Below are 26122 nucleotides of genomic sequence, written 5' to 3'. Positions count from 1 at the left end.
ACGCCGAGAAGGAAAATGGCGTGATCCCACCCGATCCGGGTTCTATTGGGGCCTATTTAGCTGGCTTGGTGTATTGACGTTGAGGCTCCTGGTCGCGCAGGTATTCCTCATATGCCTTTTGGGTGGATTCGATGCGAGATACCTGCGATACGGGAACATCCCACCAAGAGCTGGAAGGCGGGTTTGGTCCGTAAAGGTCAGTCTCGATGTGAATCATGGTGGTCCGCTCAGCCTTCTCGGCTACGTGGTACGCTTCCTTGAACTCTTCGATGGTGTGCACCTCGATCACATCAATGCCCCACGAGCGAGCGTTCGCGGCTAGATCCACGTCCAGTTTGCAGCCGTCCTCGGTGTGGCTGGTGCCGCCGCCCGCACGATAGCGGGTGCCAAATCGTTGCGAACCACGTGATTCAGACAGTGCGCCAATGGATGCGAAACCGTAGTTTTGCAACAGGACGAAGATAACTTTCACGCCTTCTTGGGCGATCGTGGCTAGTTCCATGGGCAGCATCTGGTAGGTGCCGTCTCCAACGATCGAAACTACCTGCGAGTCCGGTAGTGCCATTTTCACGCCGAGAGCCGCGGGAATCTCATAGCCCATGGTAGAGAATGCGTATTCCACGTGGTATTGCACGGGGGTGCGTGCGCGCCACATGGCCTGTAGATCACCGGGCATTGATCCGGCTGCGTTGATCACTACGTCGTTGTCGCCCATCATTTCGTTTAGGGCGCCAAATACCTCTACCTGGGATGGCAGTGGGGCGTGGCCAAGGTTGGTCAAATGGTCAACTACCTTGTCCCATGCGGCCTTTTCTGTTGCAATTTCCTCAGCGTATTCGGCCTCCACATGGTGGTTGGCGAGTTTTTCTGTGAGGGCGGACAGTGCCTCGCGCGCGTCAGCAATAACCATTTCGCCGCTGTTCTTAACGGCGTCGAATGCCTTGACGTTGATGTTCAGGAAGCTCACATCGGGGTTCTTAAACTGGGTGCGGGAGGCGGTGGTGAAGTCCGAGTAGCGCGTTCCTACGCCGATCACCAAGTCGGCTTTGTCGGCCAAGTGGTTTGCGGCGTCGCAACCGGTGGAGCCAACTCCGCCTACGGACTGCGGGTGGTCAAAGTTGATTGCACCCTTGCCAGCCTGCGTGTCGGATACGGGAATGCCCGTGACTTTAGCGAACTCTCGTAGTTCTTCGCTAGCGTGGGAGTAGATAACGCCGCCACCTGCAATCAGAAGGGGACGCTTGGCACCCCGAATCATCTGCGCCGCGCGCTCTAGGGAAGCGTGGTCGGCGGGCGAGCGACGAATATGCCAGACGCGCTTTTCAAACATTTCAACGGGGAAGTCGTATGCCTCTGCCTGCACGTCCTGCGGCATTGCGAGTGCTACAGCGCCAGTGTCGGCAGGGTCGGTGAGCGTGCGCATGGCTTGCATGAGGGAGGGGAACAACTGCTCAGGCCTGTTAATGCGGTCAAAGAAGGTGCAAACTGGGCGGAATGCGTCGTTGACCGACGTATCCAACGTCTGCGGGTTTTCGACCTGCTGTAGTACTGGGTCGGGCGTTCTGGTTGCAAACTGGTCCGAGGGGAATAGAAGGACGGGCAGGCGGTTAGTGGTGGCCAGTGCGGCGCCGGTAACCATGTTCAAAGAGCCGGGGCCAATGGAAGCGGTACACATCATCGCCTGCATGCGCTCAGATGCCTTCGCGTAGGCAGCGGCGGCATTGACCTGCCCCTGCTCGTTGCGGGGCATGTAGTACGGCATCTCGCCGCCGTCAGGTTCGGGGTCGATTTCGTTTTGGAGCAGTGCTTGGCCGATGCCGGCCACATTGCCGTGTCCGAAAATGCCGAAGGCTCCGGTTATGAATCGTTGTTCAATCCCGTCGCGTTCGCTGTATTGGTTGACCAGAAAACGGATGGTGGCTTGCGCGACCGTGAGTCGAATCGTTTGGACTTGGTGGGTCATGATGCGTTCTTTCTATAGCTACTCAGAGTCGGAGGGGTTCATGGGGGTCATCGGCAGGCGGGGGTCAACCTCTTGGGTTTCCCACGTTTGACGCACCCATGTGTGGTGGGGGTCGTCGGTCATGAGCCACACAGAGTCTTCTGCCGGCCCTGCCATTACGTTGAGGTAGTAGAGGTCGTAACCGGGTGCTGCGATTGAGGGACCGTGGTATCCGTAGGGCATTACCACGATGTCGCGGTCACGAACTTCGGTGCAGACGTCAATGTCGTGTCCGGGGGAGGGGTAGATCCTCTGGATTGCAAAGCCTTCGCGGCCTGCGTCTCCGCGGCGAATTTCGTAGTAGTAGATTTCTTCAAGTTCGCGCTCAACTTCGTTGTGCTCGTCGTGCTTGTGAGGGGGGTAGGAAGACCAGTTTCCGCCCGGTGTTAGCACTTCGCAGGCCAGTAGGTGCGAGGTTTCAACCGTGTTGCCCAGCGCGTAATTGTTGACCTGCCTAGAGGAGGGGCCGGCGCCACGAAGACCGGTGCCCACTTCTTCGCGGGGGCAGTAGCGAGGCGAGAGGTCTTTGGTAGCTTTGGCGCCAGGTAGGGCGATGCGGGCGTGTCCGGATGCGGTGATCGTGATGTCCGTGTTTCGCGGAATGTAGGCGTAGTCCGTGATGTCAGTAAACACGGATTCGCGTCCCTTGATCTCGTATTCTTCGTTCTCTACCTTAACTGTGCATCCGCCCGATAGTGGAAGCACGAGGTATTCTGTCTCGTCACCTTCGACGGTGATTGTTTCGCCGTCAGGAAGATTGAGCACGCGTAGCGAGGACCATTCCCAGCCAGCCCGCTTAGGATCCAGGTCGGTTTCGTACGAGCCGTGCGATGTTGAGCCGGCGCGAACAATGTATTTGCTGTTGTCCGTCATTGGTACTCCTTGGGATTCACGATTGGTTCCGCTCTTTAAAGCTTATGGTGCGTGTGCGCAAAAGCTAACGTCTTCGTCGCTCGCGCTAAGAAAGCACTTGTTTGCAATTGTCGGTCTTTGTGTTTTGTACGTCAAGTATTGTCAAGACAATTTAAGAAAAAGGATGTCGGCGCACGGCAGGGGTGGCGGGATGTGGAGATTCTAGCCCCGCACGGCGGACTTTATGCTTATAAGTGCTCGTTTGGGCACTGGTGGTGCAGAATTATAGGGGATGTCGTCTACGAGCTGGCCGGGAACGAAACTAATTTGTCGTTACAAATGCTTGACATGCGTTCTGATTTGGAGTTCACTTAGGGCTACGGATAGTTGGATGTCCAATGGTGGCCATCCTCAGGATTTTCGCAGGAGGAACTGTGACTGATTTTACCCCCGGACCTTTGCTTACCGCGACTAAGCAATTCCCTACGGTTCTTTGGAATGACTCGTCGGATTTAGAAGAGTTGCGCCAGTCAATTTCGTTTGGCGGTGTTGGCGCTACCTGTAACCCGGTGATTGCTTACACCACTATTTCAAAGCATCCGGAGATTTGGAACGATCGTATTAAGGCGATCGCAGATGCGAATCCGACGTGGGGTGAGTCTGAGATCGGCTGGCGCGCCGTTAAGGACATGTCTGTCGAGGCTGCGAAGCTGCTGGAGCCGGCATTCGAGGAGCATAAGGGTCGCAACGGACGCCTGTCGGTTCAGACCGATCCGCGTTTCCACCGCGACGCTAAGGCGCTGGCTGACCAGGCTGAAGAGTTCCACAATCTGGCACCGAATATTGTGGTGAAGATTCCTGCAACCAAGGTTGGTCTTGAGGCGATTGAAGAGGCCACATACCGCGGCGTATCGATGAACGTCACTGTTTCGTTCACTGTTGCTCAGTGTGTTAAAGCAGGGGAGGCTATCGAGCGCGGCCTGAAGCGTCGCGAGGCTGAGGGCCATGACGTTTCGCAGATGGGCCCGGTGGTTACCCTTATGGTTGGCCGTCTGGATGACTGGTTGAAGCACGTTGTTGCTCGCGATCGCATCTTTATCGATCCGTCCGCTCTTGAGTGGGCTGGCGTTGCGGCTATGAAGAAGGTTTACAAGATCTTCCAGGAGCGCGGTTTCCGTGCCCGTCCGCTAGTTGCCGCATTCAGGAATGTGTTGCAGTGGAGCGAATTCCAGGGCGCTGACATGGTTGTTTCGCCGCCGTTTAAGTGGCAGGAGATCATTAACGCTTCCGACTACGAGCCGGTTTCTCGCATCGACGTTCCGGTTGATGAGTACTACCTCGAACAGCTTCGCCGGATCCCTGAATTCCACCGTGCTTATGACGAGGACGGCATGACGGTAGAGGAGTTCGAGGACTTCGGGGCCACTCGTAAGACTCTCCGTCAGTTCCTGCAGGCAGACGCCAACCTTGATGCTCTGGTTCGAGACATCATTGTTCCTGCCCCGTAAAACCGTTGTGCTTGTCTCGTTGAAAGGTTAATTATGCTTCGAATTGGAATTATTGGCGCGGGCCGCATTGGCCGCGTGCATGCTCGCTCCGTTGCGGCTCACCCGCAGGCTAAGCTCACTTTGATTGCTGATCCCATGTTGGATTCTGCTCAAGAGGTTGCCCAGGCTTACGGGGCGGAAGCAACGAGTGAAGCTAATGATGTTTTCGTATCTGACAATGTTGATGCAATCATCATTTGTTCGCCAACTCCGCTGCATGGAGATCATATTGTTGCCGCTGCCGCTGCCGGTAAGCCGGCTTTGTGTGAGAAACCGCTGGCTATGGATAGCGAATCCGTTGCTCAGATTCGTGAGCGTCTCGAAGCCCAGGGCACGCCTAATCCGCTGGTGATGCTGGGATTCAACCGTCGTTTCGACCCGTCGTTCAGCTCGATTCATGAGGCAGTAGAGGCTGGCGAGATTGGTCAGCTTGAACAGCTGACGATTATTTCTCGTGACCCGGCTGCTCCACCAAAGGAGTACATTGCGGTTTCTGGCGGCATCTTTAAGGATATGACGATCCATGATTTCGACATGGTTCGCCACTTCCTGGGCGACATCAAGACGGTTACTGCGGTGGGGCAAAACCTTGACCCCGAGCTTGCGGACACCGGTGATTTCGATGGTGTTGTAGTAACTCTTCAGAACGAGGCGGGCCGTAGCGCCACGATTACGAACTCGCGCCACTGTGCTTCTGGCTATGACCAGAGGCTGGAGGCGTTCGGCTCTGAGGGCGCGCTCTTTGCTGAGAATATTCGTCCTACCACGGTTCGTCGTTCTAACAAGCACGTGACGGATGCTCAGGAGCCGTATTTAGACTTCTTCTTGGAGCGTTACGAGGCCGCGTATGCGCGCGAACTCAGTGCGTTCATCGATGCCGTCACCGATGGTCGCGTTCCTTCCCCAGGAATTGAGGATGGTGCACAGGCTCTACGTTTGGCTGAAGCTGCTGAGAAGGCGGCAAAGGAAGGCGTAGTAGTCAAGCTTTAGCTGTTAGTTTCAACACTTTGCGTGCCGGGTATAGCAGTATTCTCCGGCGCGCAAAGTCGTTTGTGAGATGTAGGTTTGCGCGCTTTTGCGCGCAAACCTACATGACATTGCTGCGTGAGCAGACGCGGAAACTGACGTCCCATCGAAAATATTTGTCTTTACAAAGTATGGGGGCTTGAGTAGTCTGTAAATGTCGATCACAAGGGTGGTTGATGTCGGCGCAAGCCGAGCACATAGCCGTGCGGGACGTTATCCCAAACGGTTCCGCACAAGGAACCGTAAAGGAAGATCTACATTGGGTACGTACGCACTTACTGTTGCTGCTCCGCACACGATTAAGGTAGAGGCTCGTCCTCTGTTCAAGCTGGTTATCGCTGTTTTTGCAGTGATTGTGGCTTCCATGGTGGTTGTCGGTATCGCGACTGATCTAACCGCAATGGTCGTTTTCGCAGGGCTCCTGACCGTATGTGGAGCTATTGCTGGTGTTTTCGTTGATCTACATCTACAGATGAATCGCAGGTGAGCTTCCGGTTAGGTTGTAAAACGACCGCCAACTAGCAAGCGCCGATCCCAATGGGGGGAACGGTGCTTTTTCTTTGTGAGGGCAAAATGGCAGGGTTCACAACAGGTGCACTGATCGTATTGGGACTGTGTGCATTTATAGTGGGCATATCTAAAACGGCGTTGCCGGGTGCTGCCACGCTCGCTGTTGCTTTGCTAGCGGCAGTGATGCCTGCTCTGCAGTCCACGGGCGTTATGTTGCTGATGTTGCTCGCGGGTGACGTGATCGCGATAGTTATGTATCGCAAGAAGGCTCATTGGCCAACTTTGGCGCGTCTCGTGCCAGGAGTTCTGGTAGGACTCGCTTTGGGCGCGTTGTTCTTGTATGTGGCTTCTGACCGCGTGATACGCGTGAGTATTGGTTTGGTTCTCCTCGCCCTCATTGCCGTGACAACTTTTCTTTTAAAGAAAAATGCACATCTGAACCTAGAGGGGCCTTGGGCGAGAGCGGTTTTCGGTTCTCTTGCGGGTGTAACAACAATGGCCGCGAACGCGGGCGGGCCGGTAACAACGATGTATTTTTTGGCGGCGAAGTTCCCGGTAAAGACTTTTTTGGGAACCACGGCCTGGTTCTACTTTTTAGTTAACGTAGCAAAGCTCCCGTTCGCCTTGGCTTTGGGGAGTGTCGGGGGTGAATCATTGCACATCGCCGTCCCGTTTTTACCCCTCGTGTTGCTGGGGGCGTTGCTTGGTAAAGTGTTAGCTTCGCGTATGTCGCAAGAGGTTTTTGATCCCGTAGTTACTATTTTGACAGTGGTTTCGGCCGGGTACTTGTTGATTTAGCACGCCTGATCAGGAAAACTCTATATCCTCTTTTCCAATCAAGAGTCTTGACCAGGCCGAATCTCGCTGATAGATTTGTCAATACAAAGTTTTGGGCAATGTTGCCAAATCGGGCGATGCAATGAGCGGACAAAGATGTTCGGAGGAAACCAATGACTACCAAGAAGACGATTGGCGTTGGCGTTATCTCCCTGGGATGGATGGGGCGCTTACATGCGCGCAGTTACAAGGCTGTGAGTGAGCACTTTCCTGAACTCGGGGTACAGGTAAAGCTTGTTGCCGCTGCAGATCCAGTTGAAGAAGCTCAACGTGCAGCGGTTGAAGATCTAGGGTTTGAACGCGCTTACGGTGACTACCGTGAGCTACTCGCAGATCCGGATGTGGATGTTGTTTCGATCTGTTCACCAAACTTCTTACACGAAGAGATCGCCCTGGCAGCAGTAGAGGCCGGCAAGCCGTTCTGGATTGAAAAGCCTATGGGGGTGAGTGCGCAGCAGGCCAAGGCCGTCGCACAGGCGGCCGCTAAGGCGAACTTGCCAACTGCAGTCGGTTTCAACTACCGCCACACTCCGGCTATTGAGTACATGCGTCACCTGGTGCGTAGCGGTGAGCTCGGCAAGATAACGAACGCACGTGTTTGGTTTATTGCTGATTACAACTCCTCGCCAATGGGACCGCTCACGTGGCGTGCTTCGCGTGAAAAGGCGGGTGCGGGCGTGGTGCCAGATCTGATGAGCCACGGCGCTGACCTAGCTCAATACATCATTGGCCGTATCAGTTCCGTTTCGGCTCTTACGGACACATTCATTAAGGAACGTCCGATTCCTACGAAGATGGGCTTTGGTCATTCCGGTTTTGAGATCGGAGACCAGACGAGCCCGGTAGAGAATGAAGACTATGTTGCTTTGCTTGCTCGTTTCGATAACGGCGTGATTGCAACGATGGAGTCGTCGCGAGTCAGTGTTGGCCCTCGCGCGGAATATGTCGTTGAGGTCTACGGCACTAAGGGGTCGGCACGTTGGAATTTTGAGCGTTTGAACGAACTAGAGGTGTGCCTGGGTGTAGACAATGGTGCTACGCATGGATACACGCGCGCTATGGCGGGCCCTCAGTGGGATAACTGGAGCCGTTTCCAGCCGGCAATCGGCACCTCGATGGGGTTTGACGACATGAAGTGTGTTGAAGCCGCGCAGTTCTTGAAGTCGATCCTTACTGGAGAGCAACACGCTCCATCTGCGGCAGATGCCTGGTGTGCAGCAGAAGTCGATGAAGCTATTGTCGCTTCCGCTGCGGATGGCCAATGGCACGACGTTTCGGTAGTTGAAGGCAAAACTACTTTTGATTCGTAAACGGCAATTTGTTGCCAAATTGTCACTTCAATACAGTTACACCTCTCATTGTTGAGGATCAAGAAAGGAAGTCGCATGAGCAAAGATGCTCGTGAAATCCCAATGCAAGGGATAACCCGCGACCAGTTGGCGAAGGCTGTTAAAGACACTCCATCTTCGGGTAAGCACCGCGGTGTTTTCGCGATTGCTGCCGTCGCTACACTCGGTTCGTTGCTGTTTGGTTATGATACCGGCGTAATTTCTGGCGCATTGCCTTACATGCACATGCCGTATGGGGCGGAGGGCCTGCAGCTCACTGCGTTCCAAGAGGGTGCAATCGGTGGCACTCTTTTGGTTGGTGCAGCTCTAGGTGCTCTGATTGGTTCTAGGCTTTCAGACCGTTACGGTCGCCGTCACAACATTACGCTGTTGGCCATACTCTTCCTGGTTGGTGCGCTTGGTACCGCCTTTGCTCCAAATGTATGGGTGATGTATCCGTTCCGTCTGATTCTGGGCTTCGCAGTTGGTGGTGCCTCGGCAACGGTTCCTGTCTACTTGGCTGAAACGGCGCCGAAGAGGATTCGCGGTTCCATCGTTGCTGTTGACCAGTTGATGATTGTTACCGGTCAGTTGCTGGCATTCACCATGAACGCGGTCATCAATGCTATGTACGGTGGTCCGCAGGTAACTATTGAAAGTGACCCCTCGGGCAACCTAGCTCCGGGTGTTTACTCTTTCGACACGCTTAGTGCTTTCCAGGTTGCCAAGGGTGGTTCGATGAGCGCAGATCAGTACCATGCGTTCCTCGATCAACTCGTGGTTGCAGCCGGTAACGGTGCCGCGTGGCGGTACATGCTTGTCCTGTGTTCAATTCCGGCTATCGCCCTGTGGATTGGTATTCGTCTGATGCCTGAATCTTCACGCTGGTACATGTCGAAGATGCGTATGTACGATGCGATTGCCTCGCTCAAGCGTATCCGTGACCCGCAGCGTGACGGTTCCCTCGAAGATGAACTCATGGAAATGATTGAGGCTCGTCAGCATGAAGCTGAGGCTGAGGAGTCGAACAAGGGCTTGCGGTATGTGTTCTCGGTGCCCTGGCTTCGAAAGCTTATGCTGGTTGGTATTTTCCTTGCCATTGTTAACCAAACTACGGGTGTTAATACCGTTATGTACTACGCGCCGAAGGTTCTTGAATACGCGGGCATGTCCACTTCCGCTTCGATTACGGCTCAGGTTGCAAATGGTGTTATGAGCGTGATTGGTTCTGTTTTGGGTATCTGGCTGATCTTGAAGTTTAGGCGTCGCCAAATCCTGATTGCAGACGTAACTGGTGTAGGTGTTTGTCTGCTTGGTATTGCTGCTACGTTCCAATTCGCGATTGCGCCGCACATTGCTAATGGCACTGTGCCGCCAAGCTGGGCCTCGTTCCTCATTCTTGGCCTGATGGGAGTGTTCATGCTGATTGTGCAGTCTTCAAACGGCACGGTGGTGTGGACGATGATGGGCGAGCTGTTCCCTGCGGACGTGCGTGGCGTTATGAACGGTACTGCAATCTTCTGCATGTGGATTACGAATGCATTCATCACCTGGACATTCCCACCGATGATGGAGAGCCTGGGTGGTGGGCTTACCTACACGCTGTACGGTGTGCTTAACCTTGTGATTGCGGTGATCTTGTTCAAGGTTATGCCAGAGACATCTGGCCGCTCCCTTGAGCAGATTGAGCGCGACATGGAAGAGCGCTATTCCTAAACCAGATGGGGGGAGGGGGTCCACCTCCCTCCCCCCCCCATTAAATTCTTATTTTAGACTTTCAAAACTTTTTTACTCTATCGAAGGAGACAATATGTCTTTCAAACTTGATCTCGAAACTGCCATTTCTGATCCGAATGGCATCACGTGGGGTATGCACCCGATTACGTGGCGTAATGACGACATTCCTGAGGTTGGCGCATACAACACGCTCGAGGACATGCTGCTTGACCTCGCTGATGTTGGGTTCCGGGGCACCGAGTGCGCCGGCTTCTTCCCGGCTAAGGAGATCGTGAAAGAACGCGCTGAGGCGCGCGGCATCAAGATTGTTGCGCAGTGGTTCTCTTCGTTCATTGTTCGTGATGGGGTAGAGGCAGTGATCCCCGAGTTCCGTGAGAAGTGTGAGTATCTGCAGTACTTGGGTGCTACCCGAATCGTAGTGTCTGAGCAGACCGGTTCGGTGCAGGGAGTGCGCGACGTTTGCATCTTCACCAATAAGCCAGTGCTGAACGATGAGGAGTGGGTGAAACTGGCTGAGGGCCTGAACGTGCTTGGCGATATTGCGCACGAGTACGGTTTGGAACTTGTCTATCACCACCACCTGGGCACGGTTGTGCAGACGAAGGAAGAGACGATTCGCCTGATGGATATGACGGATCCGGCCAAGGTCAGCCTGCTCTTTGACACCGGCCACGCATTCGTGGGTGATGGCGATGTAATGGGGCTACTGGAAGCTGTGATTGACCGCGTACGTCACGTGCATTTCAAGGACGTTCGTGAGGAGAAGCTGCAGGAGTCGCGCGAGCAGAATCGCTCGTTCCTGGATTCGTTCCTCAACGGCATGTTCACTGTTCCTGGTGACGGCATGATTGATTTCACGAGGCCGTACCGTTTCCTTGTAGATCACGGGTACAACGAGTGGATCTTGGTTGAAGCGGAGCAGGATCCAGCAGTAGCAAACCCGCACGAGTATGCGCTTAAAGCTCGTGACTACGTTGAGAAGACCCTCTTCAATGCGTAGATGCTAATGCTTTCGAAAGTGCTCGCACACTGTCGAAAGTATCCGGCTCTGTAGTGGGCTTTAGAGGGCTTGTGGAGGTTCGACCATCCTCCACAAGCCCTCTTTTTATATGGTTGAAACGAGTTCGTTGATCTCCTGGGTGCGGCTACGACCTGACGTTTTGCTGCCGGCCATGATTGTCGAGATACAGAAAAGCTCCCCGTGGCTGGGGTGTTGTGACCCAACCACGGGGAGTGATCTGCGATTAAGCGCGGAAACGCTAGAGGCTCATGTCCACAACTGCGCGCCCCTGAATCTTCTGGTCACGTAGCGCCTTGTAGCCTTCGTCAGCTTGTTCAAGTGAGAAGTGCTGAGAGACGATCTCCTTGTAGTTAATGACGCCTTCGGAGGCCAGGTCAACTACCGCAGGGAGGTCTTGGCGGGTGCGTGCACCGTAGGAGCCGAGGATGGATTGCGAGCGGCGTACCGTGCGGTTAATCTCCACTCCTGCTGTCTGCACGCCGGCACCTAGGCCAATCGGTACCATGCGGCCGCCGTCCGCGAGGACGTCGAGCGCAGTGGTCCAGGTTGCGGGAATTCCAAGAGCTTCGAATGATACGTCAACGCCTTTACCGCCGGTGAGGCGAAGTACTTCTTCGCGCGCATCCGTCTTGGCGGAGTTGATTGTTGCGGTAGCTCCGTATCCCTTCATGGGTGCGAGCTTTTCATCGGACACGTCGATGGCAATCACTTGCTTCGCGCCGAATGCGCTGGCGATTTGCACGATGTTAGTGCCAACGCCACCAACCGCTACAACCGCTACGGTTTCTCCGTAGTGCAGGTCTGCGCCGCGTCGGACGGCACCGTAGCCGGTCAGTGCTGCGCAGCCCAGGATGGAGGCGGGGACAAGGTCGATGTTGTCCGGCGTGGGAGCCACCGCTGTTGCGGGAACAACTGCGTATTCTGCCAGGCCGCCCATGGAGTACATGTATACGGGCTCTCCCTCGATGGTGGACAGACGGGTTTCACCGTCGTAGAGCACGCCTTTGAGACGGTTCAGTTCAAAGAACGGTGCACACAGCTCGTCGCGTCCAGAGGAGCATGCCTCGCATTGGCCACACGGCATGAGGAAGCCGCCGGCAACGTTTTGTCCGACTTTGAGGCCGGTGTGCTCAACGCCGGGGCCAAGTTCAACGATGGTGCCGGCAATTTCGTGGCCGAGTACTGCGGGTAGGGGGAAGGCGATTGCGCCTCCGATGACGTGCAGGTCAGAGTGGCACATGCCGCACGCTGCAACTTTTACCAGAACTTCGCCGGCGCGCGGGCGCGGGGTGCGGATGGTTTCTACCTGCAGGCCAACTTCGGTGTCACGTAGTACCGCGGCACGCATGGTTTCCGGAATTTGTGGGGTTTGGGTTGTCATTTTGATACCTTTCGTGGACAAGCGGGTGCTTCTAGATGGTGTTGTTCAAGATCTGTACGGCGGCGTCGACGGCTGCCGCGACGTCGTTGTCGGGTGGGAATAGTAGGGAGCGGCCAATGACTAGTCCCTTAACGTTTGGAAGTTCTAGGGCTTTGCCCCATTCTTTCATTGCGGCCTCGGCGTCTTTTTGCACTTCGCCGCCCAGGATGAGGGCAGGTAGGGTGGATGCTTCCATGACTCGTTCCATGTCGTCAACCACGGGTAGTTTGAGCCACGTGTAGGCGCTGGTGGAGGCCAGTCCGGAGGCGATCGCCATAGATTTGATAACGGCTTCGGGGCTGAGGTCGTTGACGATACGCCCGTTTTTGCGTTCGGAAATGAAGGGCTCAACCATGGCCATAACTCTTTGTTTGGCGAGTTGTTCAACGGCCTGAGCACAGTTTTCTAGGGTCTGCACGCTCCCTGCATCTTCGTAGTTGACGCGCAGGAGCATTTTCCCGCCGTCAAGGCCGGCGGAGGCGATACCCTGCGGGGTGTAGCCGGTGAAGCGGTCATCCATTTCGAATGATGCGCCGGCCAGGCCACCTCGGTTCATAGAGCCGTAGACGAGCTTATTGTTCAGGGCGCCGAGCACTGCGAGGTCCTCGATCAGGTCTGCGGTGCCAAGGAAGCCGTCCACACCGGGGCGCGATAGTGCTTCAACGCAGCGGCGTAGTAGCTCTTCGCGAGATCCCATAGCCGTGAGATTGCCACCGGCTGCAAGGGCTCCTCGGGCCGCGTGGTCGCAAGCGATGATCATTAGCGGCTTGTCGCCACTTGGCATTTTTCCGCGAGGTCGATTGATGAGGGCGCTTTGGACGCGCCAAGGCTCATTGACGCGGATCTTGGTGATGGTGTCGATTAGGGGAGTCCGTGACATGATTAGAAGTCTTCTAGCTCTGGGACGATGTTGTTCTTGTGTAGACGCATGGTGGCTAGTAGCTCTGGCTCGGTTGGCATGGCCGTGGAACATTCGAGGCGGGAAGCAACGATAGCGCCGGCTGTGGAAGCGGCGTAAATGGTCTTCTTGAGAGACCATCCCGATAGCAGGCCGTGACAAACTGCGCCGCCGAAGGCGTCGCCGGCACCTAGGCCGTTGAATGTGTGAGTGGGGGTGACGGGCATTTCGATGCGCTCGTCCCGGGTCTTTGCAAGCGTGCCGTAGGGACCTTGTTTAACGATGGCGAGTTCTACGCCGGCGTCAAGCAGGGCGTCTGCGGCTCGGTCTGGCTCGGTCTCGCCAACTGCGATACGACATTCTTCCTTGTTGCCAATGGCGATGGTCACTTTAGAGAGGGCTTCGCTTACGTGTTGGTGCGCTTCTTCTTCAGATTCCCAGAAGTCTGCCCGGTAGTCGAGGTCGATGATGGTTTGCCCGCTCTTTTGGCGGGCGTCAAGCGCCGCGTGGTGGGCGTTGCGTGACGGCTGTTTGGAGAGGCCGGTTGCGGTGATCCAGAAGATTCTCGCGTCTCGCACGGCGTCGGTAGGAATGTCTTGAAGGGTGAGTTCAAGGTCAGGCGCGGATGGTTCGCGGTAGAAGTAGAGCGGAAAGTCGTCCGGTGGAAAGATCTCGCAGAAAGTGACAGGGGTGTTGAACGCAGACTTTGTTATGACATAGTTATCGTAGACGCCCAAGCGGCGCATTTCGGTGCACACGAAGCGCCCAAATGGATCGTTGCCAACGCCGGTGATAACTGCAGAGCGGTGGCGGTAACTTGCGGCAGCTACTGCTACGTTGGTTGGGCTACCTCCTAGAAATTTGCCGAAGGTTTCAACTGCTTCTAGGCCAACTCCGGTCTGCAAGGGGTACACGTCAATGCCGCAACGTCCGATTGTTAGTACGTCTAGCTCGGGGACTGAAGTTGTGGGTGCCAATGTTTTCTCCTAAGCCAAAAAGAGCAATTTCATTTGCGAACTTCGCTGTTCTTTTATCAGCTCTTGCCTATAACGATAGTCGCGAAGGTGACAAACATCAAGCGTTTGTTATGACAAAGATTGTTTGCGTTTTCATGTTCGTATCACAAGTCTGTTGGCTATAAAAGTCGTGTACGATTTATTTAATCTACCTAAACATGCTTTAGGCTTCCGTTTTAGAATTAAGGATCTTATGATGTCCAGCGCTCCTTTTAGTCCGGACGTTCAGGTTGTGCATGACAGTGACGTACCGCTCCATGTGCAAATCTCTGATGCTTTGGCTGCGATGATTATGAGTGGTGAGATCGCGCCGGGTACTCGTCTTGAAAACGAGGTGTCGATGGCGAAGCGCTTGGATGTTTCGCGCCCAACTGCTCGTCAGGCTTTGCAGTCTTTGGCTGATCGAGGATTGGTAAAGAGACGTAGGGGGGCGGGCACGGTTGTCACTTCGCCACATGTTCGCCGGCCCATGCAGTTGTCGAGTTTGCTGACGGACCTTGAGCAGGCTGGGTTCGAGGTTGAGACTCGGGTGATGGCTTATAACACTCATCGAGCCACGGAGGATGAGGCGCAACGTTTGGAGATTGAGTCGGGCGCTCCCGTTACTTTTATTCAGCGCTTACGTTTGGCTGATGGGGATCCGATTGCGCTCATGTCTAACTTGATTCCAAGCGATATTGCTCCTACCCATGAGGAGTTGGAGGAAAATGGCCTTTACAATCGTCTTCGTGCCAACGGCGTTGTGCCCTCGTATGCAACCCAGGTGATTGGGGCGCGAAATGCCACGTTGATGGAGGCCGAAGCTTTGGGTGAAAAACGTGGCGTCGCTTTGCTTACGGCTACACGTGTTGCGTATGACAATCAGGGACGAGTTGTCGACTACGGTACCCATATTTATAGGGCGTCCAGATATTCGTTTGAAACGAAGTTTTTTGCTGATTAATCTCAGTGGCTCTGCTTTAGTGCTTTTTCGGGAACTCGACGTAGACAGTCGTGAATTGACGGTAGCCATCGTCCTTGATGGTGCCGAATAGGTCGCACATGATCTTCTTCTGCCCAATCCAGGAGTTTGAAAGGATTGCCTACCCACCGCCCTTCGTATGCTTCAAAGCCTGAATAAAGGCAACCGCGTAGTCAGCTTTGCGCTTGTTGTAGGTGGAGCCTGTGGACATGAACCTGGTCGGCATCATAGACGCAAGCTTCTTGACTCACAGGACGCTTCAACTAATGTGTAATTGGTATTGTGCCGTGTGCTTAGCGGGAGGGGCTGGATGCCAGAGTTATTAGGTCAACACGAATCGATAGCTCAAGACTTACACAGTCGGATTATTGAACTGTCCAATGGTACCTACTCTGGACCACACGTGGTGCTGCTTCGAGGGGCATCCGGTGTTGGCAAGACGGCAATTATTCAGCGTCTATATGAGTTGCTACGATTGGACAACTTTAATAACCCTTGGCATGGGTATGGTCAGTATTGGCCTGAGCTCAATAACGTAGACAATAGTTCCAACCCGCTGAGAGATCGAGCACTACTCTCCCCTGAGTTGGATTCCTTTGTTTGGGCGCAGGACACGCTTCCCACGTTTGGATGGTGGTCGTTTAACTGCGAGGAGTTGCGTAATAGTCAAAAAATAGATGTTGTGGCAATGGGGAAAGAGCAGATGGCGACTCATCTGGCACCGTTGTCGCTTGCGTGGTGGGAAGCATCGGGAACTCTCGCTCAAATCGGAAGTGTACTCTCAGAAGTAACGACTCGAGTGCGCAAAGATCTACAATCAGATGTTGCAGATTCATTACTTGAATCCTCCCTCGAAGCTCTGAGCATTGGGATACCGCTTCCTGCTACTCTCACATCATGGGTTGCTGACATATTACGTTGGGTTGGGAAGAAACGTAAAGACTCCATAAATCTTCACCAAGATGTTTACATGGGAAAACAACATGTTAAGGCTAAGAAGGATGCCGGTAAAGAACTGGCCGAAGCGATCAAATCCTTAACAGCAAAACGCCTGCCTGGAATTGTTGTTGTTGAAGATATGCACCTTATGGGTCCAGAACTTCGATCTCTATTGAATGCGCTAAGCGAACGCGATAATCAACGGCCCGTCATGGTAATTGGTACTGCCTGGCCTGAGGGGATGACTCAGGATGACTTTATGCTATGGCAAGCAGAGATGAAAGCAAAGTCGGACGACCAGATGCGACTCATTGATGTTGACGTGCCGTCATTGCAAGAAGAATCTCTTGTTGAGCTTTTGCTTCGCTACGCCCCAGAAACCTCAGAAGATGTCGCAACAAAAGTGGTGGAGAAACTGAATACCCCTTTGTTCCTTCTACTCTGGATTACAGAACCCAATGTTGCACTAGAAATTCGACTGGCAGGAAACAAAATCCTTCTATCAGATAACTTCAAACTACCAGATAGCGTAGAGCAGGTAGTGGAAAACCGCTGGAATGCCTTGCCAGACGATGTAAGAAATGCCCTGACTACAGCAGTGGCTGGAAATCCATCAAATCCAGATATGGACAAACTGAATCGATTCGTGCCAGCTGTAATTTCAGAAGTCTTTAAGGAAATCTATCAAGTCTCGGAAGAAACCACTAAAGAGGCAATCCAAAAAGCCCGAGACCCCATCGGGTGGTGTAGAGGATCAATCCAAGTGACAAATTTCTCTGATCCCCTGCTGGCTAGGCATGTACGAAAATCCGTACAGGGTTTGTCGACTTTGAAGACGCATATGCGAAGGATTACGCAACAAGCTTGTACAAATTGGCTAGACGAACATCGTGAGCACCTTGACTTACCGAACACTACACAGGTCGAGGCAGTGGTGGACTGGTATCTCAAGTTTGCAGATGACGAATCATCACTTACTTTTGCTGCTGCGCAAATACATGTCGCAAGACGCAACATGGAAGCATACGAGTTTTCCAAGGCAATCGAACACTACAATGCGGCTCTCAACGTGATTGCAGAGGTTGCTGGGGACCGAGATCGTACCATGCTGCTCCGACAGATTGCGAGTTGCTATTACGCCATGTCTGAGTATAGTGATGCCGAAGCAATCATAATGGAACTGCTTCCTATACAGATTAGGCTGGATGGGCACTCACATCCAGATACCCTGGCCGTCAAACTTCTTCATGCAAGACTATTGATGAGGAGCGGGGAACCGCTAAGAGCGATGCCAGTCTTGCTTCACATCACAGAGATGTTACAGCAACATTTCTTTGGCAAGTCGATTCCAGAGAATGTAATACAAGAGATTTATATTCCGTTGGTAACACTCAAGGGAGATTTGTCCTTTGAAAGTCATGCTAATGACGATGCCATAGAATTTTACGATCATGGTTCAGAAGTATCAGCGAAGATTTATGGTGAGCGATCCCTGAAAACACTCATTCTTCAGTTGAAACGACTACGCGCAGTACACGCAAAGACTCCCGAAAGCGAAGTCGCTTTCGACCAAGGAACCGAGTTATTAACAAAAATTCGAGAAGTCAGCGGTGGACAGTCGGCTGTGGCCCTTGAAGCAGAATCGAACTTGATTTTTTGGGGATACAAGGCACAACAGATTGAAAATGTAGAGGAAGCGTTTCGAGATTTAGATTTAAGGATTCCCAAGTTAAGAGATTATGCCTCACTTCGAGCAGATACTTATTTGTGGGCCGGGGACATCGCACTTGAAGAGCGGAGATTTGCTGATGCTCAGCATTGGTTTTCAGCTTGCTTGTCCGTGGTAAATGAGCACCACGGAGCTTATGATCCATTAAGCCTGCGTGCAGCACACCAGCTAGGCGTCACATTACTGAAACTCGAGCAATATGACTCTGCGCGGGAGGTTGTCGAGACTTTGACTGAAAATGCGCGCATTGTGGTTGGTCCTACTGGAAGTAGCGCGGTGCGTGCGGAAGTCCTCCTCTCGTTGATTTATCAAATCCTGAGGAGAGATGATGAAGCGATCAAGCGGCTTACTAAACTTCGTGCAGAATTTGTTAGTGATTCGAATGCTGACATCGAACTTGTTGAGTTGGTCGATGCCCGCTTGCGTAAGCTTAACTTGGGGGTGAAATTCACTGACTTTTACCCGCTGGTTCAAATGAAGAACGGGCGGTTTGGACGCCTGAGAGGAACTGATGTTGACGATGATCCGCTTTGGTTCATTGAAGGTGATAGGGAGTTCCCCGAAATCACCAATCAGTTGATTGTTATTGGGAATACTGAAAATTTTCTTGAGAGAGCCCCGGAACATTGGGCCTATTACCTAAGCGTTCTTAGTCGTGCTTATCTGAATCTGGGATCATGTTACTGGAGGTCAGGCAAGATAGATGAGGCAGACCAGGCATTTGGAGCTGCCGACAAGTGCGTGAATCTGTATTTCTCTAGAGCAAGCAAGACTGGTGATATCCCTCCTGACCCGGAAATGGCTGAGATGGCTTCAAGGGGGGTGGCGCTTTCCATCAACATGGTGGGTATGCTGGTTGCCCTCAATCTAACTTCTGATATGAGAGAGGTGTTTGATAAGAACAGAGAGCGAGCTTTTGGTCTTTTGAGTCAGCTTAATAATGAAACTCAGGAGAACCTTAGGAACGTGAACCTAGAGTTACTCGAGCAGGTTCTAGTTGAACTAATACCTGAATAGAAAAGTAGACATGAGTCAGGAGCAAAAAGTTCATAAAAGCATGTGTCGAGGCTGTTGACGGAAATGCGTTCTAGAGATATGAAAATACGCCATTCTAACTATTACTTGAATTAGAAATAAATTGAAAGTCAATAGTTAGAAATGGCAGTTCTACCTGTTTCGGCAAATTGTTCATAAAACATGGGCGAGATGTAAATGGATTATTGCAGTGTTTACTCCAAGACCCTAATTAACTTATTCGGGATGTTCCAGTGACTGTTGCTGGTTCGATCTTAGTTGACCGGGCATGTTCAATGCTTAACTTTGAAAATTCGGTTGAATACCCCAAATCACTAGAGTTAATATATAGGTTGGCTTAGCCCCCATTCCAAAATCTCAAACATGGCATCTAAACTCAACATCAATCTGCCCGTCAGTGGCAACCAGAATCTTCTCGGTGATGAGGTAGAGCAGGGCTTTGTCCCAGTCGAGCACGGGACTGCGGACGAAAAGTTGGACCTTTGGGTCTGGTTTGGAGTTCATATGTCTTGTTTGGTTGATGGGTCATGTGCATACGCTGGTGTGGTTCCTCAAGCTGCCGTTATAGAAGTAATTGACGACGAAGATTCGCGCTACGGGGTTGATTGGCGACAAAGAGATCGTTATCAAAAGATCGCCAGTAAGGTTGAGAAAGAATACGGGTGGCGAGAACCGTGATGATGCCATGTAATTGCATACCCTGCGGCTATTACGGTGCCATGATGTTGGGAAACGAACCCTTGTTAAAATATTCTCTTCAGGCAAGGTGACACTGAGATGAGAGAAGTAGTTGAGTATCTCGAAGATAGGGGAGTCGAGCACCTCGTTCATTTTACTCCTATTACAAACTTAGGGGGTATCAAAAAACGCGGTATTCTCCCTCGGAATGAGATTGACGGCTTCCCAGATATTGTATTTGAGGCACTGGATGAAGTACGGCTCGATGAGCGTACAGACATGTCATGTTTCTCGATCTCGTTCCCGAATTTCTTGATGATGTACCGCTACAGAACTAAGCTTTGGAGTCGGGAAGAGGATGTTGCACTTCTATTTATCCCGATTTCCGTGTTATCTGACCTCGAGTATGACCAAGTAGTGTTTTGTCCGTCTAATGCTGCCTCAAGAGAGTGCAGACGTACTGATCCACAAGACTTGCTCGGTCTCGCAGCAGTCGAAAAGTTGTTTGTTGAAGAGATGACCACAAGATCTGGGGTTGTATTCTCTCGACAGAGCGAAGACTTACCAGATTTTCTAACTACGAACCCACAAGCAGAAATCCAGATTGCTGCTACGATTCCATGGGAAAAAGTGTCCTTCGTAGTTGTTAATGATTATGAAACAAAGCAATCTTTGTTGCAATCCGGAATACACAGGAATGTCTACGCCAAGTGGGAAGTCAACAATGATTCATCTTTAAATGTATTTAAGTACCCCAGTTATTGGCGAGCATGGGTGGACGCTGCGGGGGATTTGCATGGCTAAGAGACCAGTCTTTCTTGTTTTGGACCGCCTGCCGTACGTTGATGAGCGGGAGACTGAATTTACGTTCCACCCCGGTTTTTCGATACAACAAAAGCAGCGTTCGATTGCTAGCCTGCATGATTCTTTTCATCTGTTGGAACCAGATCATGCGGTTTTGGAAGTCTCATCTAAAAGTCCTGACAGCCTGGGTGTTGAATTGAGCGCATTTAATCTAATGATCCATCATCCAGGCTACGGCGAGTATTCAGTTGAATCGGCATTTCAAGCTTCGAAGGTATTTTTACGAGGTGGGCCTTTTGTTGACTTATTTGAGGTCTCAAGCCGTGAGTCAAAAAGCGATCCCCGCTTGAAGGATAGTGGTCAATTGATCGGCTTTCGGTTTTTCTCGCGGGATTTCCCGTTAGAGCCAAAAACTTACTTTTACGACTGGTTATACGCATCTGCTCTGATTCGTAAACCTGATTTGCTTTCAGCAGTCGTCAAGTATGATGCCTTTACTGACATCGAGTTTAATCCGAACAAATCAATTAACTGCCAGGCGCGATCGGTTGCTAAGGCTGTTGGCCTGTGGAGGCAGAATCTGCTGGCTCAAGCCCTATCTTCCCCCGAGATTTTTCTGGAAATAGGCTACGGGCAGAAAGGTTCGGACAGCGGTGTTCCAAGGAAGCCCGAAGGAGTGCAGGTTCAAGATTTTCTTTTCTGACCTGAGCTGAACCCAATAAATGTCGTTCAACTAATCTCATAGAACACGATAGCTCTATAGTCGGTTGGGATGTTTTGCACCCACCTGTTTGGTTTTGCACCCACCTCTGGCGGTCGTGCACCCACCTAGTGCCTAAATGCACCCACCTACACTTCCGTATCCCTTTCAACGTGAAGGCAACAACCAGCCGGACTACTTCGCAGTCCGGGTTTTGTTTTGGCTGGGAGTCAGCGATACTTGCCCTTCGAAATCGCGGGGAGACTAAGGAGTTCTTGCGCAACTTCCGCGGTAGTAACAAGAGCAGTTGGGATCCCTGAACGACACACGGCGTGGATTGCTTCTGTCTTTTGTGTTCCGCCAGCAACCATCAGGACGTTAGGGACCTTCAAGATTTGCTCGACGGTTATGGAAATACGGCGATCGTTCAGGGAGAGATTGAGGTAGTTGCCGTCGGCATCAAAGAAAACGCCAGTGGAATCGGCCACCGCACCACGCTGATCCAAGACTTCAATGTCGCTCTGAGGAAGCACTTGCTCAAGCTGGGTGACGCGAGAATCCCAAGCGCCGACAGATAAGACTGCGATGTCAATGTCATCGAAGAGCTCAAGGACGCGAGCAACAGCTGGTTCTTTCCTCTGAACCTTCGCCGTTTCAGCTGAAGAACTGAACAGGGGAGCGATAAGCATTCGCCCTTCAACGCCAGATTGCTGACTGATCTGTCCGATCAAAGTGATTGGAGACTTTGAAGGATCGTCACCAATTACTCCTGTAATTTGAACAAACTCTGATGGGGGAAGAGGCCCAAGATAACGGGCGATAGGCATCAAAGTACGACCCCAAGAGAAACCGATGCGGTCGTTCGGTCGAATATTTGTGGAGAGATACTTGGCTGCTTGACGCGCCAGAGTATCTCTTTCGGTTACAACATTTCGGTTAGCTTCAACAAGACAGACATGGTCAAGATGGAGATGGCGAGCAAGAAGCTGAGCTAGCTCATCAATGTTGACGCCAACGTTTGAGATTTCGATTCTGACCATGCCAATGGCGCGGGCTTTTTCGAGCAGGCGGGCAACGCGAAAACGCGAAATGCCAAACTCATTTCCGATCTGCATTTTACTGACATCGTCAAAGTAGAAGCGGCGCGCGATTGCTTCCATGAGTTCAGATTGAGTGAGCTCGGTAGATCCTTGGCGAGGCTGACTGGGGGTGTACATGTTGCAACTCCATAATGCTCAAGCGAGGGAGGACTCCGAATCGCCTTGATATTACTACCAGTATTATCATGTAGTGCTCATTTGAGTGCTGTTTAGGTAGTTGCGTACTCATATGATTGGTGTTAATTTAACCGTATTCGAGCACAACGCGGTGCTCAAGTGAGCAAAGGGAAGTTATGTCGCCTCGAAGAAGACGAATGCCTCAGGAACTTGGCGTTTTCGTTGTTGTTATTTTGGTAGCAGCAGTGATGGGTATTCTTTCACCGGAGTTTCGTACCGCTAGCAACCTTTCAGTGTTGCTTCTTAACGGCTCTGTGGTCACATTCCTTGCTATCGGTCAGGCGTGCGTGCTTCTTACCGGTGGCATCGACTTGTCGGTTGGTTCGAACATTGCTTTGACCGGTGTTATTGCAGCAATTGCAATGCACGCCGGTGCACCATGGTGGGCCGGAGCCCTCGTCGCCATCGTTGTGGGCATCGCAGTCGGTGTCTTCAACGGTGTCATGGTCCACTACGGAAAGCTCCCGCCGTTCATCGTCACCTTCGCAACCTTCGGTATTTCTGCGTCAATCCCGAACATTCTGACTCAGGCCAAGTCGGTGACTATTACCGAGCCGCTCTTCGCTGTCTTCGGTCGTGGCAAGATCTTCTCCGTCCCGGTCCCGATCATCATGGTCATTATCGCGGCACTGATTATCAGCTACTTCTTGCGTCACACCGCAACAGGTCTTCACATCTACGCAGTTGGTGGCAACCGTGAAACTGCACGTCTTGCCGGCATCAATATCGCGAAGACCACGATTCTGGTCTACGTCATCTCTGGTGTGTGCGCAGCATTTGGCGGCATCATTACGGCTTCTCGTTTGATGGTCGGCTATCCGACAGCAGGTTCGGGCACCGAGCAGTTCTACTCGATTGCATCGGCAGTTGTTGGTGGCGTCAGCCTCTTCGGCGGTGTCGGCACGATTCTCGGTGCATTCATCGGCGCGCTTTTGATCGCTACCGTTTCGAACGGCATGAACGTTATCGGCGTCGACTCTTACTGGCAGCCACTCGTCATCGGCGTGATCATTCTTGGTGGTGTCCTGCTTGATACCAACAAGGCTGGCCTGAGCACCCTGACTTCTCGCTTAAAACTAGGAAAGGAAAGCTCAAAGGCTGATACTTCTCAGCCGACCCCATCCCACTGACTTGTTTCAGCAATCGGCTGAAATAACAGAACGTCTCTTCACGCAGAGAACACAACAAGGAGGACAATGATGTCTATTCGCAAGAAGCTTGGTACTACCGCAGTTGTCACTGCAGCAGTACTCACTCTTGGCGCATGTGGTGGTATCGATACGGGCACGGGTAGCAACACCCCAGCCAGTGGCAATGCAACAGGATCGGGTGCATCGGCAACTCTGCCGGAATCGTGCTCGTCAGACAATCCGACGATTGCAGTTCTGCTTCCGAACCAGACCAACCCTTACTACGTCGCAATGAAGGAAGGGTTTGAAACCGCTGGAACTGACAACGGCTTCACTGCTGAAGTTCAGATTGCAGACGACGACGATGCACAGCAGCTCGCTCAGGCAGAAGCTGCACTGCAGAAGAAGCCGTGTGCACTGGCACTGAACCCCGTGAAGTCCGAGCCGGCAGCGGCAATTGTTCGCGCCGCGAATGACGCTGGTATCCCCGTATTCACCGTCAACGTTACTGTTAACGAAGATGCTCTGAAGGCACAGAACGCAACGATCATCCAGTACCTGGGTGCAGATAACAAGCAGGGGGGCATTGACACCGCAAAGGTCGTCCTTGAAGACATGGGCGCAGACACTGCTCTGAACATTGGTCTGGTCACCGAACCCGATGAGGTTCCGGTTGTTATTCGTGACGAAGGCTTCCAGGAAGCGATCGCCGAGAACCCGAACGCAAAGGTCGTTGCCTCTGTTGACGGCAACGTGAAGGTCACCGACTCCTTGGACGTCACCGCAGCAATGCTACAGGGCAACCCGGATATGAATGTCATCTTCGCTTCGACTGGCCCGGCAGCACAGGGCGCGATTGAAGCCGTCAAGGCTTCGGGTCGCGACGTGAAGGTCTACGGCTTCTGCGCACCTGAAATCACCACCACCGATGCATACCCGGCATGTGTGGCACAGGAACCTGCTGACTACGGTAAGCGCGTTGTCGAGCAGATCGCTGCATACGTGAAGGGCGAGACGGTTGAGTCCGAGATTCTCCGTCCGCTGAAGATGTTCCGCAATGGTGAAACCCCCGCAGCTGGAGAGGTTGGCTGAACAACATGGCAATGAAGGACATGCCCAGGGGCGCTGGAAGCTTCGAGGCTAGTGAAATCACAAAGGACTATTCTGGGGTACCTGTGCTCCTGGGTGTGTCCCTCACATTGCACCCCGGTGAGATTGTCGGCCTTGTTGGCCATAACGGTGCAGGCAAGTCGACGCTCTTGAAAGTTTTGTCTGGAGCGCACAAGCAGTCTGGTGGCACGCTTCGTATCAACGGGCAACGCGTCGAATTTGCTTCCCCCTCGGAAGCCATTGATTCAGGCGTCTCGACCGTCTACCAGGAACTGTCACTGCTTCCTAACTTGACGGTTGCCCAGAACGTATGGCTTGGGCGTGAGCCTCGCCGCGCCCCATTTTCTCTCGACCAGGCAAAGATGAAGAAGGGGGCCCAAGAACTCGTAGATGAGTTCGGCATCGATGTTGACGTGGATCGTTTGGTTGGTTCCTACCCGGTCGCAGTTCGTCAGCTACTAGAAATCGCGATTGCCTCAAGTCGTGAAACAAAGTACCTCCTGCTTGACGAGCCGACGACGGCACTTGAAGGTGACCAGGTTACGGAGCTCTTGGCTTATATCCGCAAGATCGCAAATGAACGTGGCATTGGTGTATTGATAATCAACCACAAGCTTGACGAACTCTACGGAGTTGCAGATCGTATCGTTGCCTTAATGAACGGCAAAGTTCTGCTTGACTCCTCAGTTGAGAGCATTGATCGTCACGCTGTTGTTGCCGCGATTGCTGGCGCGGATCACGCAGAGCGTGTCGAAGTTCAGCGTGAAAAGACCAGCGATCATCCCGTTAAGATGACGGTTGAAAACCTCAAAGGACACCTGTTGAACGGTGTTTCCTTCGAAGCACGTTCTTCGGAGATCCTCGGCATCTACGGCCTTGGCGGTTCTGGACGCTCAGAGTGCCTGCGTGCAATCGCAGGTATTGATCCGGCTACATCCGGTGCGATTGTGATGCCCGATGGTGAGCGTTTTCTGCCGAAGACTCCACGTGAATCGATGAAGCATCGAATCGCATTCTTGACCGAAGAACGCAAGCAAGATGGCATTGTTCCCCAAATGAACAGCTATTTGAACGCTTCGCTTCCGGTTCTTAAGAAGTTCTCCTCTTTCTCATACCTGAACAACAAGAAGCTGGTTGAATCCACGGACGAGCTACTTGAATCAACAGGTATTAAAGGTGATCCGCAGTCGCCGATTACTTCCTTGTCTGGTGGCAACCAGCAGAAGGTGATTATTGCCCGTGCATTGATGCAGGATCCGGAGATCCTGTTGCTCGATGAGCCCAGTAAAGGCGTTGATATCGGCGCAAAGTCCGATATCCATACTCTTTTGCGGAAGCTTGCCCACGAAGACGATCGCACGGTCGTCATGGTTTCTTCCGAAGAAGAAGAGATCTTGGACGTTGCAGATCGCGTGCTCGTCTTTGTTGGGGGACAGGTTGTGGCCGGTCCTCTGGATGCTGCGGAACTGGATATCGCAACCCTTCGTACGTTGGCATGGCACGAAAGCGATGACGACGCTACGACCCAAACCTCACACGTATATTTAGCTGAAGGTGAATAAACA

The 26122-nt window shown here is 52.6% G+C and carries 21 protein-coding genes and 1 pseudogene; 15 read left to right on the top strand and 7 right to left on the bottom strand.

Annotated elements, in window-relative coordinates; genetic code table 11:
- Positions 1–52: 52 nt before the first annotated feature.
- Both iolD and iolB read right to left on the bottom strand, forming a co-directional pair.
- Complete coding sequence (gene iolD, locus HMPREF9241_RS07195) at positions 53–1963, bottom strand: 3D-(3,5/4)-trihydroxycyclohexane-1,2-dione acylhydrolase (decyclizing) (RefSeq protein ID WP_006681628.1); 1911 nt, start codon at positions 1961–1963, stop codon at positions 53–55.
- 18 nt (positions 1964–1981) lie between these two features.
- Positions 1982–2875: a 5-deoxy-glucuronate isomerase gene (gene iolB, locus HMPREF9241_RS07190; protein ID WP_006681627.1), complete on the bottom strand. Its 894-nt coding sequence runs from the start codon at positions 2873–2875 to the stop codon at positions 1982–1984.
- 413 nt (positions 2876–3288) lie between these two features.
- Here iolB and HMPREF9241_RS07185 point away from each other — a divergent pair, with 413 nt between their 5' ends.
- From HMPREF9241_RS07185 to iolE, 7 genes are all read left to right on the top strand, one after another.
- The gene (locus tag HMPREF9241_RS07185; RefSeq protein ID WP_006681626.1) at positions 3289–4362 is read left to right on the top strand and encodes a transaldolase family protein; all 1074 of its coding nucleotides are present in this window, start codon (positions 3289–3291) and stop codon (positions 4360–4362) included.
- A 33-nt stretch (positions 4363–4395) separates the two neighbouring features.
- Entirely contained in the window at positions 4396–5391 is a 996-nt protein-coding gene (gene iolG, locus HMPREF9241_RS07180) for an inositol 2-dehydrogenase (RefSeq protein ID WP_006681625.1), read from the top strand.
- Between the two features lie 295 nt (positions 5392–5686).
- Positions 5687–5914 carry a hypothetical protein gene (locus HMPREF9241_RS07175; RefSeq protein WP_006681624.1) on the top strand — a complete coding sequence of 76 codons (228 nt, stop codon included), beginning with the start codon at positions 5687–5689 and terminating at the stop codon, positions 5912–5914.
- 86 nt (positions 5915–6000) lie between these two features.
- Positions 6001–6735 (top strand): sulfite exporter TauE/SafE family protein, encoded by a 735-nt coding sequence (locus tag HMPREF9241_RS07170; protein WP_006681623.1) that lies wholly within the window; start codon positions 6001–6003, stop codon positions 6733–6735.
- A 152-nt stretch (positions 6736–6887) separates the two neighbouring features.
- Entirely contained in the window at positions 6888–8084 is a 1197-nt protein-coding gene (locus HMPREF9241_RS07165; protein ID WP_006681622.1) for a Gfo/Idh/MocA family protein, read from the top strand.
- A gap of 75 nt (positions 8085–8159) precedes the next feature.
- Positions 8160–9818, top strand: coding sequence for an MFS transporter (locus HMPREF9241_RS07160; RefSeq protein WP_006681621.1), 1659 nt, complete (start codon positions 8160–8162; stop codon positions 9816–9818).
- Between the two features lie 94 nt (positions 9819–9912).
- Complete coding sequence (gene iolE / locus HMPREF9241_RS07155; protein WP_006681620.1) at positions 9913–10839, top strand: myo-inosose-2 dehydratase; 927 nt, start codon at positions 9913–9915, stop codon at positions 10837–10839.
- A 259-nt stretch (positions 10840–11098) separates the two neighbouring features.
- Here iolE and HMPREF9241_RS07150 read toward each other — a convergent pair whose 3' ends face one another.
- Genes HMPREF9241_RS07150 through iolC form a run of 3 tightly spaced genes read right to left on the bottom strand, consistent with a single transcriptional unit; the run spans position 11099 to position 14155 of the window.
- Positions 11099–12241, bottom strand: a complete 1143-nt coding sequence (locus tag HMPREF9241_RS07150) for a zinc-binding dehydrogenase (protein WP_006681619.1) — start codon at positions 12239–12241, stop codon at positions 11099–11101.
- A 31-nt stretch (positions 12242–12272) separates the two neighbouring features.
- Complete coding sequence (locus tag HMPREF9241_RS07145) at positions 12273–13160, bottom strand: Cgl0159 family (beta/alpha)8-fold protein (RefSeq protein WP_006681618.1); 888 nt, start codon at positions 13158–13160, stop codon at positions 12273–12275.
- Between the two features lie 2 nt (positions 13161–13162).
- Positions 13163–14155 (bottom strand): 5-dehydro-2-deoxygluconokinase, encoded by a 993-nt coding sequence (iolC, locus tag HMPREF9241_RS07140; RefSeq protein WP_006681617.1) that lies wholly within the window; start codon positions 14153–14155, stop codon positions 13163–13165.
- Positions 14156–14390: 235 nt separating this feature from the next.
- Between iolC and HMPREF9241_RS07135 the strand changes: the two genes are divergently transcribed.
- On the top strand, positions 14391–15137 hold the full coding sequence (locus HMPREF9241_RS07135) for a GntR family transcriptional regulator (RefSeq protein WP_006681616.1): 747 nt from the start codon (positions 14391–14393) through the stop codon (positions 15135–15137).
- 22 nt (positions 15138–15159) lie between these two features.
- Here HMPREF9241_RS07135 and HMPREF9241_RS09720 read toward each other — a convergent pair.
- Positions 15160–15384: pseudogene (locus tag HMPREF9241_RS09720) on the bottom strand (terminase large subunit); the annotation flags it as partial.
- A gap of 81 nt (positions 15385–15465) precedes the next feature.
- Here HMPREF9241_RS09720 and HMPREF9241_RS07130 point away from each other — a divergent pair.
- The 4 genes from HMPREF9241_RS07130 (at position 15466) to HMPREF9241_RS07120 (ending at position 21043) form a co-directional block, all read left to right on the top strand.
- Complete coding sequence (locus HMPREF9241_RS07130) at positions 15466–18840, top strand: tetratricopeptide repeat protein (RefSeq protein WP_006681614.1); 3375 nt, start codon at positions 15466–15468, stop codon at positions 18838–18840.
- 381 nt (positions 18841–19221) lie between these two features.
- Complete coding sequence (locus HMPREF9241_RS09425; protein WP_006681613.1) at positions 19222–19536, top strand: hypothetical protein; 315 nt, start codon at positions 19222–19224, stop codon at positions 19534–19536.
- Positions 19537–19635: 99 nt separating this feature from the next.
- Positions 19636–20340: a DarT ssDNA thymidine ADP-ribosyltransferase family protein gene (locus tag HMPREF9241_RS08805; protein WP_006681612.1), complete on the top strand. Its 705-nt coding sequence runs from the start codon at positions 19636–19638 to the stop codon at positions 20338–20340.
- Positions 20333–21043, top strand: a complete 711-nt coding sequence (locus HMPREF9241_RS07120; protein WP_006681611.1) for a DarT1-associated NADAR antitoxin family protein — start codon at positions 20333–20335, stop codon at positions 21041–21043. The genes HMPREF9241_RS08805 and HMPREF9241_RS07120 overlap by 8 nt, the downstream gene beginning before the upstream one ends.
- A 227-nt stretch (positions 21044–21270) precedes the next feature.
- Here the strand turns inward: HMPREF9241_RS07120 and HMPREF9241_RS07115 are convergent, their stop codons facing one another.
- A complete protein-coding gene (locus HMPREF9241_RS07115; RefSeq protein ID WP_006681610.1) occupies positions 21271–22257 on the bottom strand; it encodes a sugar-binding transcriptional regulator in 987 nt (328 codons plus the stop codon).
- A gap of 197 nt (positions 22258–22454) precedes the next feature.
- Here HMPREF9241_RS07115 and HMPREF9241_RS07110 point away from each other — a divergent pair, with 197 nt between their 5' ends.
- The 3 genes from HMPREF9241_RS07110 (at position 22455) to HMPREF9241_RS07100 (ending at position 26119) form a co-directional block, all read left to right on the top strand.
- Positions 22455–23447, top strand: coding sequence for an ABC transporter permease (locus tag HMPREF9241_RS07110; RefSeq protein WP_006681609.1), 993 nt, complete (start codon positions 22455–22457; stop codon positions 23445–23447).
- Between the two features lie 66 nt (positions 23448–23513).
- The gene (locus tag HMPREF9241_RS07105; protein WP_243440791.1) at positions 23514–24539 is read left to right on the top strand and encodes a substrate-binding domain-containing protein; all 1026 of its coding nucleotides are present in this window, start codon (positions 23514–23516) and stop codon (positions 24537–24539) included.
- A gap of 95 nt (positions 24540–24634) precedes the next feature.
- Entirely contained in the window at positions 24635–26119 is a 1485-nt protein-coding gene (locus HMPREF9241_RS07100) for a sugar ABC transporter ATP-binding protein (RefSeq protein WP_243440790.1), read from the top strand.
- Positions 26120–26122 lie beyond the last annotated feature (3 nt).

The sequence above is a fragment of the Schaalia turicensis ACS-279-V-Col4 genome, assembly GCF_000296505.1.
Lineage (GTDB): Bacteria > Actinomycetota > Actinomycetes > Actinomycetales > Actinomycetaceae > Pauljensenia > Pauljensenia turicensis_A.
This window is presented reverse-complemented; position numbering and strand designations above follow the sequence as displayed.